The organism is Bacteroides timonensis (assembly GCF_000513195.1).
GTDB lineage: Bacteria > Bacteroidota > Bacteroidia > Bacteroidales > Bacteroidaceae > Bacteroides > Bacteroides timonensis.
The window spans coordinates 15,773-34,958 of the sequence record NZ_CBVI010000089.1; the positions used below are offsets into that span (position 1 = coordinate 15,773).

At 44.1% G+C, this 19,186-nt stretch carries 8 protein-coding genes; all 8 read right to left on the reverse strand.

From position 1 onward, the window contains the following. Positions 1–33: 33 nt before the first annotated feature. On the reverse strand, positions 34–3,156 hold the full coding sequence (locus tag BN161_RS16260; RefSeq protein ID WP_044268159.1) for a SusC/RagA family TonB-linked outer membrane protein: 3,123 nt from the start codon (positions 3,154–3,156) through the stop codon (positions 34–36). Positions 3,157–3,529: 373 nt separating this feature from the next. Continuing rightward, positions 3,530–6,283 carry an MGH1-like glycoside hydrolase domain-containing protein gene (locus tag BN161_RS16265; RefSeq protein WP_044268160.1) on the reverse strand — a complete coding sequence of 918 codons (2,754 nt, stop codon included), beginning with the start codon at positions 6,281–6,283 and terminating at the stop codon, positions 3,530–3,532. A gap of 299 nt (positions 6,284–6,582) precedes the next feature. Next, on the reverse strand, positions 6,583–9,129 hold the full coding sequence (locus BN161_RS16270) for a glycoside hydrolase family 31 protein (protein WP_044268250.1): 2,547 nt from the start codon (positions 9,127–9,129) through the stop codon (positions 6,583–6,585). 73 nt (positions 9,130–9,202) lie between these two features. Beyond that, complete coding sequence (locus BN161_RS16275) at positions 9,203–12,175, reverse strand: glycosyl hydrolase 115 family protein (RefSeq protein WP_044268162.1); 2,973 nt, start codon at positions 12,173–12,175, stop codon at positions 9,203–9,205. A gap of 25 nt (positions 12,176–12,200) precedes the next feature. Then, on the reverse strand, positions 12,201–13,307 hold the full coding sequence (locus tag BN161_RS16280) for a glycoside hydrolase family 88/105 protein (RefSeq protein ID WP_044268164.1): 1,107 nt from the start codon (positions 13,305–13,307) through the stop codon (positions 12,201–12,203). A gap of 64 nt (positions 13,308–13,371) precedes the next feature. Further along, on the reverse strand, positions 13,372–14,520 hold the full coding sequence (locus tag BN161_RS16285) for a glycoside hydrolase family 130 protein (protein ID WP_044268253.1): 1,149 nt from the start codon (positions 14,518–14,520) through the stop codon (positions 13,372–13,374). Between the two features lie 37 nt (positions 14,521–14,557). Further along, positions 14,558–16,420, reverse strand: coding sequence for an FAD-dependent oxidoreductase (locus BN161_RS16290; RefSeq protein WP_044268169.1), 1,863 nt, complete (start codon positions 16,418–16,420; stop codon positions 14,558–14,560). Between the two features lie 8 nt (positions 16,421–16,428). Next, positions 16,429–19,149 carry a glycoside hydrolase family 2 protein gene (locus BN161_RS16295; protein ID WP_044268172.1) on the reverse strand — a complete coding sequence of 907 codons (2,721 nt, stop codon included), beginning with the start codon at positions 19,147–19,149 and terminating at the stop codon, positions 16,429–16,431. Between the last annotated feature and the right edge of the window lie 37 nt (positions 19,150–19,186).

Sequence of the window (19,186 nt, forward strand, 5' to 3'; positions counted from 1 at the left end):
TGAATATCTTTATTTAATTATCGTTCTATCAGATTATAAGGTAATGTCTACACCAAATGTCCAGATGCGTGGAGTAATGGCCTTAGTCAAAGGATCAGAAGTTCTCCATTTAGAGATAACGAATGCGTTATCCACATTAATACTGAATCTTAGATTATCGATCATAAACTTGTTGATCAACTTCTTCGGGAATGTATAAGACAATGCCATATTCTGCATTCTTACGTAGTTTCTCTTTTCGTAAATGTTCACACCCGGACTGTCGATGTTTGCACCCAGACGAGCATACTTGCTATTCGGATTCCATGGCGTCCAATACTCAGTCCAAACAGAGTTTGAAGTATTGTAGAAACGGTTAGTTTCGTTTCGCGGCAGATTATCAATATCCATCCAACCAAATTCCCCACGCAGCACGAAAGAGAAATTGATGCATTTGAACAAATTCAGGTCACTACTCAACGTCATACGATGCTTCGGAGTCTTTGTACCCAACCAGAGTTTATCGTCATCATTGATCTTACCATCGTTATTAACATCCAGCAGTCTCGGGTCACCCGGTTGCTTGCCATATTTTGCGGCTTCCAGTTCTTCGCCCAGTTGCCATACACCAATCCACTTATAATCATAGATTTCATCAATAGCATGTCCGATATACCAACCGTTCTGTACATCATCGTCTTCACGCTGACCGATAACATTACCATCTGCATCCAGCAAATCAATCATATCACCGTACAGGTGTTTGATTTCATTCTTATTAGTAGAATAAGTGAAGGTGGTATTCCAACGCACATTAGAGGTATTGATATTTACACTTGACAAAGTTAACTCAGCCCCCTGATTAGCAATTTCTCCCAAGTTAGAAGCAATATTACCATATCCTGAGATTTCAGGCATAGCACGGTCCATCAACAAGTCATTCGTTTTGTTCTTATAAAGTTCTACAGAACCGCTCAGTCTGTTTTTGAACAAACCAAAGTCAACACCGAAGTTGAACCCGGTAGTAGTTTCCCATTTCAAGTCTCTGTTAGCCAAGCTTGAAGGATATACACCTTTATAGTTTACCCCATTCTGAATAACGTTGGTAATAGTTAATCTTGAGAAGGCAGCATAACGGCCGATGTCACGGTTACCGGTTTGTCCCCAGGAAAGACGCAGCTTCAGATTGTTAATCCATTCAACATCCTTCAAGAACTTCTCTTCTGATATACGCCATCCGGCAGCAACTGTAGAAAATACACCGAAAGGATTATTCTGTCCGAAAGCTGAGAAACCGTCACGACGTACAGAACCTGTCAGCAAATAACGGTCCATCAAAGAGTAATTCAAACGCCACAACAAACCATTACCAGTCTGCATTTCGTCATTTGCACTGACAGTAGGAGTTATACCGGCCTGAATACCATGATAACTCAGTGCGCCATTCGGCTGGAAACCTTCATTGTTTCCTGTACTCTGCCAGTTCTGGTACTTTTCAGCAGTATATACGAAAGTGAAGTCAAAGTTATGAATTTTAGCAAAGGTACGGTTCCATTTCAACATGTTATCAATGCTCCATTCATAGTCTGAATAGTCCACACGTTTTGCTTTACCACCTGCTACTACACCCGGTTTGATATCAGAATCAAAGTAGTAATCCTTTCTCCAGCCATAACGCACATTGAAAGTTGTCTGCCAGGTAAATCCGAAAGGAAGAGTTAGCTTACCATAAACGCTAGAATTAAAGGTCTGCGTTCTGTAGTATTTTTCGTCCACTGAACGGTTCAGTAATGGGTTGGCAATACGGTTGTCATCCCAAGGTCTAACCTTGATACTCCCATCAGCCTCATAAACGTCTCCAAAGGGGCTGGCTGCTTTAGCCGCGCCCGTATCTGCCTTGATATCATCCGAGCCTTTATGAACGAACTGCGCATTCAAACCAATATTCAACCATTTCGTAATCTCAGTATCCAAATTCACACGCGATCTTGAAGCACGGAATTGATCACCTACTACGATACCATCATTATTAGTATAACCCAACGACACATAATAGTTGGTTCTTGCCGTCTTACCGGAAACAGAGGCATTGTAATCCTGTCTCAAACCATTCTGATAAACAAGGTCCATCCAGTCAACGAATTTACCGGCTTTATAGTTGTTAACCTCAATAGGATTGAATTCCAGTCGTTGCATCCAGGTTTCAATATAATCACCGGAGAAAGAGCTGTCATAGCTTGCCCATTGTTCACGAGAAACGCCATCGGGCAGATTATTGGGATTATCATAATATCCCAAGCCCTGCTGTTGTTCGCCCGGCTTAAAGTAATCAATTGTTTTGAAGTAATCAACACGTCTCTGCATATACTGTTCAGCAGTAGGCATCTCCGGCATAAAAGTAGCTTGTGAAACACCTATTTTTGTACTTACGTTGATAATAGGTTTCTCGGAGGAACCTCTCTTGGTATTGATAAGAATAACACCTGCCGAACCTTTAGAACCGTAGATAGCAGTAGAACTGGCATCCTTCAGAATATCCATACTTTCGATATCATTCGGGTTAATATCATCGATATTACCATAGAATACCACACCATCCAAAACAATCAAAGGAGAAGTACTGGCCTTCAACGATTGTTTACCACGGATCAGAAGTCCGGAGGCACCGCCACCTGCATCAGTAGAAGGAGTGATGTGCACACCGGGAACCGTACCAACCAGGAAGTCAAGAGCATTTGTTGCAGCTCTGTTCTTTGTCACTTCCTCGCCAACGTGTGCCACAGCACCCGTTACGTCTTTTCTCTTCATCGTACCGTAACCTACTACTACAACTTCTTCCAGCAACTTAGAATCTTCCACCAATGTAACGTTCAGAGTTCTTGCGTTAGCATCAATCGTTTTTTCGACCGTTTGATAACCAATGAATGAAAATACTAAAGTAGTTTTTTGAGCGGGAACGTTTAATGAGTACTTACCATCCAAATCGGTAATAGTACCCAAAGCTGCATTACCCTTTACAGTAACGTTTACACCGATTACTGTTTCGCCCGTGGCATCTTTAACGACACCCGTAACGATTCTGCCCGATTGGGCTTGAGCATAAATTGTAGAAATCAGGAGGAGGAGTAACATCCTAACCCTTGCATCAGAAAAGAATCTTAAAATCTTCTGCTTCATAATATTAAATTTTAAAAAATTGTAAAGACTTACTTAGCTTTAAAGCAAGACAAAAGTAGAGATTAGATTGAATAATAGATGATACTGTAATCCCTAAAAAGAGAAAAAATGTCCCATTTTGCCCGTTAGGAGCATCTAAAACAGTGATAGACACAAAATTTTCAATAATGAGACGAATATATTATTCCACTTATGATTTAGAGATAACACAACGAACCTATTGACAAACTTTCATACCATAAAAAAGAGCAAAAGAAATATTATTTCAAGAAGATAATACAAGATGCCCATTTCACGTCCTATGAAATAGGCATCTCATTCCTCAATAGAGGCTGATAATGAATATGAAAGAAAATAATGCTATCAAAAACTCTCAATCATGAGCTCGGATTACAAGCTTTCCCGCCTTATTTGTAGCCGGCAAAGTAATTTCCAACATGCCTGCATGGCCAGACCTGTACTGAACTGGTTTTCCGTTGAAGAATACTTCATATTGATGTCCTGCATCCATACAGACAATCATGCAACGCTCATGAGGTTTTGTCGAATCATCAAAAGAGAGTTCAGCCTTATACCCGGAATGATTCTCATTGAAATCACTCTTCGTAATCCATACCTCAAAACCGGTGGAGACTTTACCCGGCCTATAGTATGCTGCAAACCAGTTTAATATAGGAGATGAAAGCCCCGAGAACTGGTGCCACCCTGCTCCTCTCCCCGATGAAATAATGAAATGCTCGAATGTGAAATAGCTTTCTTCACACTCTTTCTCCCAATTATCCAGAGCTGTATGTGCCACTCGGTAAGCCTCTTCCCCTTTACCCAAATCTAAAAGAGCCTTCCACATCATCCACTGATGGGGAAACCAGACAGCACCGTTCCAATATCCATCTTCTTTATAATAAGGAGCAGACTGATCGACCGTCGAGAACCCGACTTTAGTCCACAGTTCGTCAGGAGAAAACAAATGTTCCATCAACCGATCCAATTGAGCGGGAGAACAAATACCTGCTACCAAAGGGGTGACCCCATCCAGTCCCTTATTAAAATTAGATCGATCCTTATACCGGAAAATATCTGTCGCATTTCTCAGAGAATCATGGACTACATATCCGAAGTATCCGCTTTCTTCATCCCAAGAGTAAGTTTGCAGGGCATACGACAAGAGTTTGATGATCCGTTCATACTCCTTCACATCCTTTTTCAGCCCCAGTTCCTTCGCTGCCAGACGCAGAATCTTCGCTACCCGCAGATAATAAGCAGAGGTAACCACAGGAGTCACCGACTGATACTGCGATTTGTTACCACGTAATGCATGTTGAGGCGGATAATCGTCCCATCCACCGGAATTATAGAAATAATCCCATGTACGAAGCAGACCGGAACCTGCCATTCGGGTAGGTGAATACGGATCAGCTCCGACCATAAAATCAAAATATTGTTTCAGCCTGGGATATAAGAATCTCAGCGCTTCCTGTGACAGGCTGTTATTCCACAAATCAGCATAAGCATACATCTGAATGGGTAACGGGGTACCGTGATGTATGAAAGCCGATTCACTCCCCACCGGAGTTGTATAAGCCTTGATACATTCGAAAGCCTTGACCGGGTCCACATCAATCAGTCCCAACGCAATGAAACCGGAGTCCCAGGTATAAAGGCTGTTCCAATTCTTACCCGGCGTAAAATGTCTGATGTATTCCTTCTGTGTATAAACCGGATATACGATATTCGACAAGAGTGAGGCTTGCAGCAGGCGATTTCCCAGAAGATACTTCTCTCCGCCTGGCAGCACCTGGTCTTCAGGCTTCGCTTTTTCCGCTGAACTGATCCGTGCAACCAGTTTATCCGGTGTCGAATGGAAATCCTGCAATTCCTGCTTCACCTGTTCTTTATTCCCACTGCACACCAGCATGTAAATGGTATGTTCCGAGTCAGCTTCCAGTACGATAGGGCGCAAAAAAGCATTGGCATAATGCCAGTTCCTGTCCCCAATCAACCTTGAAGATACATGTTCATGCACCCTTCTACGGAAGAAAGACTCCAATTCACCGTTCAGTATCTCCCTCACTTCCGAATGTTGGTAGTTCCAAGCCACGCCATAATAGTTGTCACAATCCTTGTATTTCAGTATAAAATCCTGTTTGGTTTCTCCCACCTCCATTACAGGGGTGAAAGGAATCGGCGTGCGAACCACATTCACTTTGTTTATATCGTCAGCATCCCCTATAAAAAATCCATCCAGACTGATTGCAACAGTACTGCCCGAAACAAGTTCCAGTTTATATTCTCCTGCCTTCTTTCCATGATAAGGAACTGACAAGAAGGAGAATTCCCCCGTACCTTCCAACTCTACAGATTGTTCCACCAGTCCTTTCAGACGCAGCACGGCACTCTCTCCTTTCTTTATTTTAAACCGGATGCCTATCGCCCCGTCTTCCTGCCCCGGAAGAATGTTTATCAGATAGCTCAACCGGTCACCTTCATTCCTGCCGAACCCTCTCCCCAGTATGGAACCGTCGAGGGACAAAGCGCTGCGCTCCTCATTCCGTTGCCATCCGTCATACACCAATCTGTATTGAGGGGATTTAATGGCAGGTTCATTCTCAATATAGTCAATGGCATTATACCATTGCAGGCCGGACGTATCCGAAACCGTTACCTGCGGATATGTCTCAGGATAATCTATATACGCCATCTGATTCAAGACCAGATTTTGGGGCATACTCGTATTGTTGACACAATGTATCCCGACCAGCGTACGGTTATCATCCAATATATGATAGGTGACATCCGTATAAACCCGGTCTTTCCACTCCAGTTCATAGCGGTAAGTGATGCGGGTCATCTCCGGATTTATTTCCCACGGATAGTAGGATGATTCGAACAGGACATGCGGCACTAACTGACGGTTCCGGTAATACCCGGGCATCACCGAGAAGTCAAAACGTATCCCTTTACGCATATCAGGTATGTGCGAGATGCCGGCATAACGTTTCGAGTAAGGTCCCCATGCATGCAATGACGCTATATCATGACTATTACCCGAAGAAGGCAAAGAAAAAACAGCTCCTGCACAGCAAAAGGCCATAATTGCGGCCAGAAATGTCATCAAGTATCGTTTCATCTATTACTATAGCTTTAATATTCGGCACTATGTGCGCTTTCATCATTAATTTACAGAATCATTTACAGCGATCCTACGTTATGAAACAGTCGTTACCTTAACCTATATCAGTCGTTACTTCATTGCCATTCACTCGTTACTTCATCCCTATTCAGTCGTTACCTCATTATAGAGCACTTTTGCCTACTGTCAATCAAATAGTTACAAAAGAAGCAAAGAGTATTATCCGATTCCATAAATACCAACAAGCAAACCACTGATACCTCATTCAGTAACTCCTATTCCGGACACATCCGGAGTTACTTTTCACCCCAGCAAACTGATTGCAGGAACCATGTCGCCTGCTCGCTCTTCAAGCCCTGCCGTTCCAATACGGAAGGCAATTCATGATAACTCTTCCAGAAATCAGCGATCAAAGCGGGCGTTTCTGACGGAGCATACATCACAGCCTCATTCAGACTTCCCATTTTGCCGAACTCTTCTTTAAAGACAATATACGAATTACGATACTTCAGTTGTTCCATAGACCGGGCTACTCTTTTGGATGCCCCCAAAAGTCCGTTCATATCCACCTTCCCGGACGGATAAATGATCTTAATCACTTTTTCCTGGTTACAAGGCAATTCCGGCAAATCTACCAGCAATGCAAAGTCTTCAACCGAGTATCTGTATTCTGCTGGGACTCCATTTACCGTGACGGACTGGGGAAGCAGGGATGAAAGCACTTTCACCGTGAACGGACGGGCAAGAGGCATATCTTTATAGCCACCTTTGCGCTTGCCGATAACAATCGTTTGCTCATTACCACTACGGGCAGAAGTCAGCTTAGTCACGGCATACTCGGATGCATAATTCTTATCATTTCCGTTATCTTCATACAAATTAAATGCCGTTGTACCGCTTCCACCGGGAAACACCGTCACCGCTATCTCTTCGTCATTATTGTTAAGGTTCATCACATTCTCCAGATACAAAGGAAGTATGGCACCCGCCTTTACATAAATTGGATATTCATCAATGGCGAAAGAGCGTTCTACAATCCGGTTACCTTCCAGTAAAGCTCCCGTATGCCATTCGTACCATTCTCCTTCCGGCAACCATACACGTACCTGTGCATAACCATCCTTAGCCGGAGTAGTGACCGGTACAACCAGAATGTCATCTCCAAACATATACTCATTACCAAAGTCATAAGCTTCTTTGTTCTCCGGATAATCATAATACATCGGACGGCAAAGAGACAATCCATCGTCATACCCCTTACGGGCCATGGTGTAGATATAAGGAGCCATCACATAGCGTTGGCGAATCGTTTCACGGATGATATCACAATATTCCTTATCGAACACCCAGGGTTCTTTATTCAGCTTAGCCCCTTTCTGAGAGTGAGTACGCATAATCGGACTTAATGCTCCGAATTGTAGCCAGCGGGTATACATTTCGGGATCTATCTGGCTACCGATATGTCCGCCCAGATCATGACTCCAGTAGCCGTACAACACGTTGGAAGCAGTAGAATTGAAATAGGGTTGGAAATCAAGTGACTTCCATGAAATCACAGCATCACCCGAGAACCCTACCTGATAACGATGGTTTCCCAATCCTCCCCAGCGGTGGTAGAGCATCGGACGTGTCTCCCGGCGTTGCTCCATATCGCTGAAAAATGCATAGTTAATCCACCAGGTATTACTCAGATTCTTCATCTTTGAGTCGAACATTCCCTGCTGCCAGTCCAGCCACCAGAAGTCCACTCCGTCTTTTTCCATGGGAGCCAGGATATTCTTGAACATATTCTTCATGAACTTCTTATCTGAATTTATCCAAGGGATCGTCTGCTTTGTAGCCGGGTCTACACCCATGTCCTTAGCCATCTCCGGATATTTCTCTTCATAAGCGGCCACTCCGTCTGCCGGATGCAGGTTGAGTGTCACTTTCACGTTATTCTGTTTCAGGTATTTCAAGAAACCCTGAGGATTCGGAAATAAGTCCCTGTTCCAAGTCCAGCCGGTCCAGCCTCCCTTACCTTTCTCGGTATAATGCCAGTCCATATCTACCACTAACACGTCCAAAGGTATCTGATAAGTATGAAAATTATCAATCAGATTACGGAACTCTTTGTCAGAATACAGCCAATAACGCGACCACCAATAGCCAAATGCGTAACGAGGAGGCAACGGCATCTTGCCGGCAAAAAGAGTATAGTCTTTCAAGGCCTGCTTATAATCATGCCCGTAAGCCATGAAGTACCAGTCTTGCCCTTCATTAGCGGGGCGTTCCTTAGCCCAGTCCCAGTCTGGATCATTATCAAACAAAAGTCCGCGGGAATCGTCAATGAGCGACCAGCCATCAGTTGCCAACAAGCCGTCTTCCAGTTTCAGTTTATCTCCTTTCTTCGTATCAGACACCCAAGTTTGAGTCTGTGTATCACCGTCCATCCCATCAAGAGTGCGATATGTGCCTTTCAGATTGCCTTTCTGTTGCATTCCGGGCTTCCAGGTGAAGGGGAATGCTCCCTTTACAGCTTCGATTATCAGATTATTGTCCGTAAACCACCCACTGTCTTTTTTATAACGCATTTTCATCTTGGAGGTGGTTATTTCAATCCATGCTCCCCTTGTCTTCAGTTTGTAATCAACCTGCGGATATAAACGGTCTACTGCAATAAAAGACTTGTCGTCTACAAATTTTCCATCCGGAGCATACTCCAAACGGAGTGTTCCATCCGATATGACCGTAAACCGTACATTGTTATCAGTATAAGCAATATTCTGCTGTTCACCCTGCGCTTGCAGTGACAACAGGACACCCTGCAAAATGCAAAGGATAAGTATCAACTTCTTCATCATGGTACTATTGATTTTAAAGAATTTCCAGCTATTCAAGCAAGGAAGTAATTCTATTCACCGTTCACAATGGCTTTTATTTAGCAACCTCTTGTTCGTTTCTGGTAGGTTGCGGTCCCATATAGGAACGCTTCATACCGCCAAAGTCCAACACAACCTTTTGCAGAACTGTTCCAGCATCTCCACAGATGATTTTCACCGTATGCTTACCCGGTTTATCGATATGGAGAGTGGTCTTGTTGATTCTGCAATTCTTCAATACGCTTTCATACCATATCTGTGCATATTCGAAAGAAGAAGTAGATGGAGTCATTACCGGACCTTCGTCTATACATACACCATATTTGGTTTCAACATTGGTTGCTTCATGTCCGGCATATCCTCTGTCCTTGCTGATGGGGAATGTAGGCAGCACATACGTATAAACGTCTACCGATCCCTGCTCAAACGTATAGAAATCATATTCCAGACGCGGTGTATTACGTCCTGCGGTACGTTGCGCCGGAGCAATAGGATTACCCAACTGTACAGCTGTATTCTCGCATCCCAGGTTCGGAATAATAATCATCTTAATGGCATCATTCTCCACTTTACGGTGGAAACTTGCCGCATCTATCGAAACATATCCGTTGTTTTCAACGAACAGCGTATCCATTTCGGCCAATGAAGGAGAGGTAGGGTTAAAGACGGAGATATAGACACTTTCCTTCTCACCACGATCAGAAGTGATATCCAGTGTTCCTAGTATTCTTTCACCGGCAGGGACTTTTGCCCAGTCGATAGAAACTTCAATACGATCTTCAGTAGCTGTCTCTCCAGATTTCTTGCTAACCAAAATCCAGTCATTTGTTACAGCAGCTTTCCATTTCAGCGGAGTAGCGCCCTTGTTGAATACATCTACATAATAGGACTGGCGCAAGTAAGTGTTAAAACATGGCAATGAGTGGAAACTCTGAAGGCCTTTCAGCACAGCTTCACCTTCGGCCATTACGCCTAAAGAAGCAGTAGGAGCCAATTCAACGTCTCTCAATTTCGGAAGTTCAAAATAAGCGGCAGCAAATCCCTGTTTCATCGTCATCACATGATTCCACTTACCGCCAAGCAACGAGTTATAGCCGTTGGTAATTATTTCCAGACTATCATAACAGGCTTTCGCTGATTTCTCCAGTTCTTTGGTTGATGCTCTCTGCTGAATAGAATACCAGCGGTTTCTTTGTCCGTCCAGTATCATTCTGTTCAACAATTCGCACCCTTTCACCGGATAATACAGTGACTGGTAGAAACATGCTTTCTGTTTCTCGTCCGACATATTGTTTAGGATCTTCTCTACGGTGCTTCCAATACGGCGGTATTCATTCAAACGATTGTCTACCTCACGATAGTTGGTAAGTGAGAAATCCGTATCCGTATTCCGTTCTCTCCCATGCTTATCAGTAGTCCATTGGTAACCCCACCCCATAAATTCGGGTTTACGTGCGAAAGCCAGCTTATAGAAAGAATTAACCACATCCTGATATTCGTTACGGTATTGGTCGCCCAACATACCACACAACCATTCAGTACGGTAGTTGGCTGCCCTTTCAAAGTTAAAAGCATCAATATCGAAAGCCATTGTCAGGAAATAATCTACAGCGAACTCACAGGATTTGATATCACCGGCATTCAGCAACCAGATGCGATCCGCCGTTGCATCATACGCTTTACGAAGTTCTTCATACATCAATGTAGGAGAAACCGTGTTCATCCAAAGATGATCGTGAGGCTTGCCAAGATAAGAAGAATGGTAGTACACACCCGAACGACCCGAACGTTTCTGTTCCTTCGGACTGCTCAAACGTTTCATATAACCATAGTTGTCATCCGGCCAGATGATTGTTACGTCATCCGGTAATTCCAGACCTTCGTCATATACATCCAGCACTTCTTTATAGGGAGTAAATGCTTGGGGAATCTCTTCACCCGGTTTACCGATGGCATCAATCAACATCTGTCTTTGGGCCATCAAAGCCTCCTGAAGCATATCTTTTCTGTCGCCCATATCATTGCTTGCATTCATGGCTCTGTCATGCAGTCCGCGCAATGCCAGCGTATATACATTTTCAAAGGGAGCACATTCCTTCACGCGTGCATTCAACACGCTGTCTACACCTTTTTTATTATTGATGTAGTCCCACTCACCCATTTTATCACGTTTCCATTCACTTGCGGTATTAAACAATAACGGTTCACAATGAGAAGAACCCATGATGATGGCAAAGCGGTCTGCAACCACTCTGTTCTCGGGAATGCGGTGAAATGCCATAGATGCATCATGCATGGCCGGACACAAATAGTTGGCCTGGAGACGGAGCAACAGTTCGCAAACCTTAGCGTAAGTCCGGGGACCGAAATTACCCACTTCTTTCTCGAAGTTTCTCTTAGACCAACGGTAGAGCCCCCAGTCTTCATCGTTGATGAAGATACCTCTATATTTCACAGTAGGCTCTTTAGATATATATTTATCTACTTTCAGGTGTAACTGATCCTTCTTTACAATGGGAGCGTCTGCCCACCAGTACCAGGGAGATACACCGATAGTCCTCGACACAGACAACAATCCGTAAGCAGCACCTCTGCGGTCGCTACCCACAATAACCAATGCCTTGTCTACACCAGGAAGCGGATTACGAACGAGCTGTACCAGATAGCTTTCCCAACGATTCTTCAAAGTTTCCACATCCAGTTTCTTCTTTGCAATCATCTGGTCAATCCATTCATTATGCCCCAAGGTTCCGACAATAATACAATTCTTCTGAGGAGCTTCCTTGGTAGTAGCAACGCCTAGGATTTGTCCACTCACCTCTTTCACATCATTCGCAAATAGTCCCGCCGTTGTTTTTACAACTTCAAAATCTTGTGCGTCATAGTACACGCAGGCTTTATCCTTCTTGCCTACGAGACTGAATACGTTGGATCCGCTACTATTTTGCGATAGCGAAACCTGAGCCAACGCCACTGAAGAACTCAGCAGCAACATGCCTCCTAATAAAACAGATTTAAAAATACTCATGGTTTATTTATTGATAATTTATAAGTTACTTCTCCATCAGGGCAACCACACACCAAAGGTAAGGTCCTTGTGCATGAAAATCACCGGTACGGCGCGGACGGTCATAATAGTATTGCTTGTCGTTCTTCTTGTTGGTACCGACACAGATTTCTCTCACCTGATTTTTTTCGGTAAGGTAAGTCACCAAAGCCATCCATGCCTTGCGCGCTGCCGGAGCATATTCTTTGGCATCCAACCATCCGTTCTTTACACCTGTAATAAAAGCGAAAGTAAACATGGCAGAACCCGATGTTTCAGTCCAGCATTCAGGATCATCGAGCAACTGATTCCACAGACCTTCCGGGTTCTGATATTCCTTCAGACTTTTCATCATAGTCAGGTAACCTTCCATAATGCGGGGACGGTCTTTGTGCTTCTTGGGCAAATAACGAAGTAATTCTGCCATACCTGCTGCCATCCATCCGTTTCCGCGTCCCCAATAGAAAGGCACATCCGGTGCATGATAGAAGAGACCGTTGGGACGTTGCAATTCATCCAGATACATCACCATCTCTTTGGCTGCACGATCTATATATTTGCTATCATTGGTCACTTTGTAGGCATGTGTCTGTACAATGGTAATCATGTACATATCGTCAATCCAAAGACGTGTTTGCCACGAATAGCCCTTCTCTACCCATTCCTTCTCACTTGGTTTGGCATCTTCGGGAACTTCCCATTGGGTATCGGCATAAGGCAATCCCAGTTCTTTGTAGCGTTCATCCTTCGTCACCCAATAAAGCTCCAGAGGCAAACTTCCGAACATATTCAGATCGACATGATTCTTGATGGGCAACAACTCCTTTTCGGTAGTAAACAGATGCTCAAATCTGGCTTGCAAAAGTTTGATGAGCGCTTTGTCTTTGGCCGCCGCCGCATATTTAAGAGAACCGTTCCAATAGAAGGTTTCAGGATAACCAATCCATTTTCCGGCATGCAATGCATGTTTCTCGGTTACAAAACGGTAGGCAATACGTCTGCCGATTTCATCGGGAGTATACCCTTCGGGAAAATTCTTCAGAAGACTAGTCTGAGCGATTAGCAACTGGAAAGACGATAATAAAAATAAGAATGCGAATACTTTCTTGTACATAACAATTTGAATTCTATCTATTAAACATTACAATAATTTACTTTCTCTGGAATATCCGTTGATATTACTTCACTTTCAATAGTTTCTTGGTGTCGTCGCACACGGCTACCGCCACTTTGGAGTCTGCACAGCCGTAATAAAGATATAGCTTCTTCTTATAATAGGCCAATCCTTCGATAAACACGGTTCCGTCCTTATACTGCCCGCTCTTCTCAAAAGAAGCTTCGGGCATGAAGAAAGGCTTGTCTAAACGGCCCAATACTTTATAAGGATCTTCGGAATCAAGCAGGAGCTGACCAGCGCAGTAAGCACCTGCCGGATAATTTGCATCGCCTCTCTTTTTATCATTCTTACCATTATACATCAATACGATGCCTTGTTTGGTACGAATAGCAGGAGGCCCACATTCAGTCATCTGGCTGTCGAAGTATCCGTTACGCGGCCTGGCTATTTTCAACAATTCGTTGTTCTCATCCAGCACAGGATACCAGTCTGTAAGATTGTCGGAAGTAGCTGCATGCACGGCATATTCTCCCCAATACATGAAGTACTTACCATCTACTTTATCGAGAACCAGTTTTCCACCTTTCACCTTGGTAAGCATAGAGGCTGACTTGGTAGCAATTCTGGCGAAACGCCCGTCATACGCTTTTTCAAAAGCAAGACCGTGCTTGGTCCAGTTCTTCAAGTCTCTGGAGGTAGCTACTGCAAGACGGGGAGTCTTCCGGTTCCACGCCGTATAAAGCATCACGTATAATCCGTCTTCGGTCATTGCCACTCGCGGATCTTCGCAACCACCCGGACACTCTATACTCTCAAAATCATCTCCACCGGGGAAAAGTACCGGGCTGTCGAATCTCTCCATAATCACTCCATCCACACTTTCGGCATACCCGATACGGGAAGTTCTCTTCCCAATGCCTTGTGCCGAGTTATCTTCAGCACGATAGAGCACGACAATCTTTCCATCTTTCACCGTGGCAGCAGGATTGAAAATATCACTTTCTTCCCACTTCACCTGTTCCTTTCGCATCGGACAATAGAAAGAGGTAGGCTGTGGAGTGAGTACAGGATTGACACCTTCAGGACGGTGGAATGGGCCAATTACCCAGTTCTCCTGTTCTTTCTTATCGGTATCATCTGAAGAAGGCAGAGTAGAAAAACTACTCAATGACAGCACTCCTATCAAACCGACTATGAGTTTTAACTTCATCTTAATATCTATGTTTTGCATGGTTAAAGTTATCGTTTTATTGACGAATATGTTTATAAATCTCAGTCAATACTTCCAATCTGGTTGTTTTTCCGGGAACAGCCCGGGGCTTAAACCCACATAATGTACTCCAGTCCTGCAACGTCTTTTCATCGACCATTCCTTGCAAATCCGCATCCCATCCGGGCAAATACCCTCTCAATCCCATATATTGAGCCAAATGGAAACCTGTATTTTCCGGACGCAAGTCACGAAAGTAAATCAGCGTTGCTTTCTGGTCAATCAGCAGATCCTGCAATATGGACATATCCACATCCTGAACAGCAACTTTACGGTCAATAGCCAACGAAGCAGCGATACCTGCCGCCTGCCCCAATGCCATCCAACATGGCTCCATACGCAATGTGGAGAATCCGATATGTGAACCGGATACAGGTACAGGTAATAGCAGATTATCTACATTCCGGGGTAGAATCACGCCCAAGGGCACCGTATACACTGCTGTAGGGTAGCTGACAAATCCATCCAAATGTACTCTTCCGGCTTCCCGCTTTCTGGCAGCATGCGAATCGAGTGCATAATGGCTGGCTGTCACGCTACTGCCATGCAAAGGCGGGCGTTTGCCCGGTGCAGTGGGTAAAGCATCCTTAGCTGTAAAGAAGTAAACTCCCTCAAAGCGTCTTCCTTCACGTACATAGACCTGGCGGGGAAAATATTCATTATCCTGATATTCGTCTTTAGCCAATCCCCATTCTAGCATTGCTTTACGGAAATGCTCCGGCAATTCCGGATCATTCTGGGCAAACCAGAATAAACCCAATGTATAATCTTTCAGACGTTTGGCAAACTTATCCCTCCACTCCCAGGAAGAAGTAGGCCAAGGCCAGTTCTCTTCCGGCAGATCAGTAGAGATAAATGCAGCGTGCTGATTATTGCCATCTGTCTTCTGATTAGGCAGTTTCACGATACTGCTCAGTTTTCTGATTCCCCAACTGTCTCCTGGCAGTTTAGTCTGGTTACCGCCAGCGATATGACGACGGTTTTCTTCCATCATTTCACCGGTCACTTTCAGCATGGCCCGTTGAGTATTCTTTCCGGTCCATACATCTTCAATCAGTGAGACATATTCGTTCCTGTTATACGATGCCGGCTTCGGAAAGAGAACACGATTATCAGGATCATTAGTCAGGCAAAGGCGATAGTTATATGCCTGGACTGCATTATCAGACTCTCCTGTGCTACCACTGGCTGGCAGACTTTTCCAGTATTCATAGGTTCTTCCAGCTCCGGGTTCTCCGAATTCGGCTTTGCTTTCCCTACCTACGCGGAAAGGCACACCTGCCGCAGCACCCAGATCACCTTCATAAGTGGCATCCACAAAGATGTCACCCTGATAAAGTTCTTTCTCTCCATTCTCACGATTCAGTATACAGATGCTTTCAATGCGCCCGTTTCTGAGAGTGATATTCTGATCTTCAGCATCGAACTGCCGCATAAGAAGCACGGTAATTTTATCCTTATGTTCGTTCAGCATATCCTGATAGATAGAGGCTGCAACAGACGGTTCGAAATGAAAGCCGTCACTGCAATCCTTCAGCTGCTGAGAGTTCTTTCCATAACGTTCTGCATAGTATTGCTTGATTCTGGAAGTAAACTCCATGAACAGACCGGTAGTTGCCTCCCGGGTAGCAATATCAGTAGCTCCCAGTCCGTTGGCCGGAAGTCCTCCAATATGCTGGGTACGTTCCAGAATAACTGAGGTCTTGCCTTGCCGGGCCGCTGCAATCGCCGCCATTATGCCACCGGGATTACCGCCTACCACCACAATATCAAAATGATTTTGAGCGGATATCCCCCAGCTGAGCAGCAACAAAACAGTAAGAATATGGAATCTCTTCACGTTATTTTTTATTTGAGTTTATACTTCTGAGTAGTTACATTCCAACCCTTCAATACCAGAACAGCTCCCTCAGTCAACTTTTCTTCCGCCGTTTCAATGGTGACAGTTTTCTTTTCACCCGGAACCAGAGAGAAGAAGTTATCCGAATAAAACGACGGGCGTATCGGACTCATCTTGGAATCGAGGAATTGCAATTGATTAAAGAAAGCGATACCACCGGAGGTATTCTTCAATGTAATGTCTACGAAATAGCGACCGTCTGCTTGACGCGCTTTATAGGAAAGCTTCACATTAGCCGCTTTCAGCTTACTCAAGTCTTCAAATCCTGAAGATGCAGGACCGGTCAGAGTCTTACTGCCTTCATACTTATCATTTGATCTCCAATAAAAGTTGGAAGAAACGTCTTTACCCTTCTCATCCTTCAGCACCAGCTTGATAAAGTGAACCTGAGAGATGTTTTCAGGAAAACGGATGGTCAGTACATCATTGGCTACTCCATCTTCCGGAAGATTCACGGAAGCAGATTCTTCAAATACCTTCCGGCTATTGATATCATATACCCGTGCTATCACTTTGTAATTATTAAAAGAGCGATAATAATCGTTCACCACAGACACTGTATTCTTCAGATAATCGAACTGGGCATGTAGTGGCTCCAATGAATTGGCTGTATGGTACAAAGAAGCAGTGGGTTCCAAAGACCAATCCCACATACGGGAAGATACCTGACGCATGGAGCAGTTATGATACCAGAACAAGAGTCCGGAACAGAAGCGATCACCATAATCCAACTTATTGTAATTCCACACTTCCCAGATACTCTTTGAGTTAATGGCACCCAACAGTTGTCCTTTCTGAGCAAACTCATCAATAGAGGATGACTTTCCATAGTTGTTCACCAAATCAGTATACATGGTAGTCATCAAGTGGAAACCATTTCCATCCAGGTAATCCCACACCTCTTTATTGATAGGCCAGAGATCTTTTTCATCCATCATCTCACGAAGAATCTCCACTGTGGGAAGTGTAGGCGCACCATACTCCGGATTGAAACCATCGACACGGCTTCCACGCGGAGATGCCGTATTTTCATAATGCTGCATCGGATTCACCTGCTTATACGGACTTCCATCATGCACTCCGGCACATTCTGACTGCATCTGATATCCTCGCGTACCGTCCAGCTTGTTCAATAATTCAGGGGTACCTGTAACCTCGGTACTTTCATTAGAGGCTACATAATAAGCCAGAGAAGGATGATTGCGGATACGTTTCACAGTAGATGCCACATTATCCAGATAATTGCCCTTATCGTTCGGATGGCGTGTATCACCCGTCATCCAGAATTCCTGCCATACCAGCAGTCCCATCTCATCACACAACTGGAAGAAATAATCGGATTCGGCAATGCCACCTCCCCACATGCGTAAGAGATTGACACCCGACTGACGGCTATATCGCAGTTCGGCATATGTACGCTCGTCAGAAGTTCTCAACATAGCTTCCGGTATCCAGTTCGTTCCACGGATAAAGAGACGCTTGCCATTGACATAAAAGACACGTGACTTATCAGGCGTATTCGTATCGGAAGTAATCTCACGAATACCGAATTTTGTTTTAACCGAGTCGCAAACTACTCCATCGATGGATACGGTCATTTTCAACTCATACAGGTTTTGAGGACCTTTGTTCACAGGCCACCACAAACGAGGAGAGTTAATCACTAATTGAGGAAATTCATCCGGAGAAAAAGACAAGATTTTCTCTTCTCCACGCAAAACTTTAAGCTTTTTCTCGAAAGTTATATTTTCACCTGTAATCTCACCTCTTACCGTACAATTAATTCCACTAAATCCGGTAGTAGGATTTACAACTTCCACAGAAATGAACTCACGTGCCTGGTCATAACCAGGTTTACGCAGTTCGGACTTCACAAAAGGATGACGTAATGCTACTTTACCGGTAGCATAGAGAGAGATGTTTTTCCAGATACCCGTATTACGGTCGCGGATACCATCCATGAAAGTAAAATCCCAGCCTACAGTCATCAGCATAGTAGTGTTCAATCCGATATTTCCGTTTCCACCATTGTGGAACTCACCCACTGCACCCCAGGATTTGGGTTTGGCACTGCCGGGGACATCAACCGGATATACTTTTATAGCCAATGCGTTAGCCTTATCTATCTTCACAAAGTCAGTCACGTCAATATAATCCTGCATAAACATACCTTTAATAGTACTGAGCAGATTTCCATTCACCCATACTTCGGCACGATAGTTGATACCATCCACTTGCAACCAGACATGTTTTCCTTCAAATGATTTGGGAACTGTAAATTCAGTCCGGAACCAATAGGTATAAAAGTCACGACCGGTTTCAGAGATATCCGGTATTAATTTGGATTCGATCTTATTGTTGATTCCGTAATAAGGTTCCGGATATTTACGGTTATGTACCAATGAATTCAGAACTGTACCGGGCACAATGGCAGGCAACCAGTTCGCGGTCGGGTAATCTGACAATGATACCTTTTCTCCAGGATCTGCTACATCTCCTGCCTTTATCATTTTCCACTGATAGTCTCCATTATGGGTAATTTCCGAGTCGAGCCAGAGGCGTTCAGAGTCTCTGACATCATTTACTTTGGTTTGTCCGGTTACTACTGTCGAATAGGAAAACAACAGTACAACAAAGGTAAGGGCCTTCACCCAACTGCTTATGTTCATCTTATAAGTATAAATAGATTTTCGATATGAGATTATT

Excerpts from the sequence above, each read along its gene's own strand:
- BN161_RS16260 (WP_044268159.1), bottom strand. The coding sequence starts at position 3,156 with ATGAAGCAGAAGATTTTAAGATTCTTTTCTGATGCAAGGGTTAGGATG.
- BN161_RS16265 (WP_044268160.1), bottom strand. The coding sequence starts at position 6,283 with ATGAAACGATACTTGATGACATTTCTGGCCGCAATTATGGCCTTTTGC.
- BN161_RS16270 (WP_044268250.1), bottom strand. The coding sequence starts at position 9,129 with ATGATGAAGAAGTTGATACTTATCCTTTGCATTTTGCAGGGTGTCCTG.
- BN161_RS16275 (WP_044268162.1), bottom strand. The coding sequence starts at position 12,175 with ATGAGTATTTTTAAATCTGTTTTATTAGGAGGCATGTTGCTGCTGAGT.
- BN161_RS16280 (WP_044268164.1), bottom strand. The coding sequence starts at position 13,307 with ATGTACAAGAAAGTATTCGCATTCTTATTTTTATTATCGTCTTTCCAG.
- BN161_RS16285 (WP_044268253.1), bottom strand. The coding sequence starts at position 14,520 with ATGAAGTTAAAACTCATAGTCGGTTTGATAGGAGTGCTGTCATTGAGT.
- BN161_RS16295 (WP_044268172.1), bottom strand. The coding sequence starts at position 19,149 with ATGAACATAAGCAGTTGGGTGAAGGCCCTTACCTTTGTTGTACTGTTG.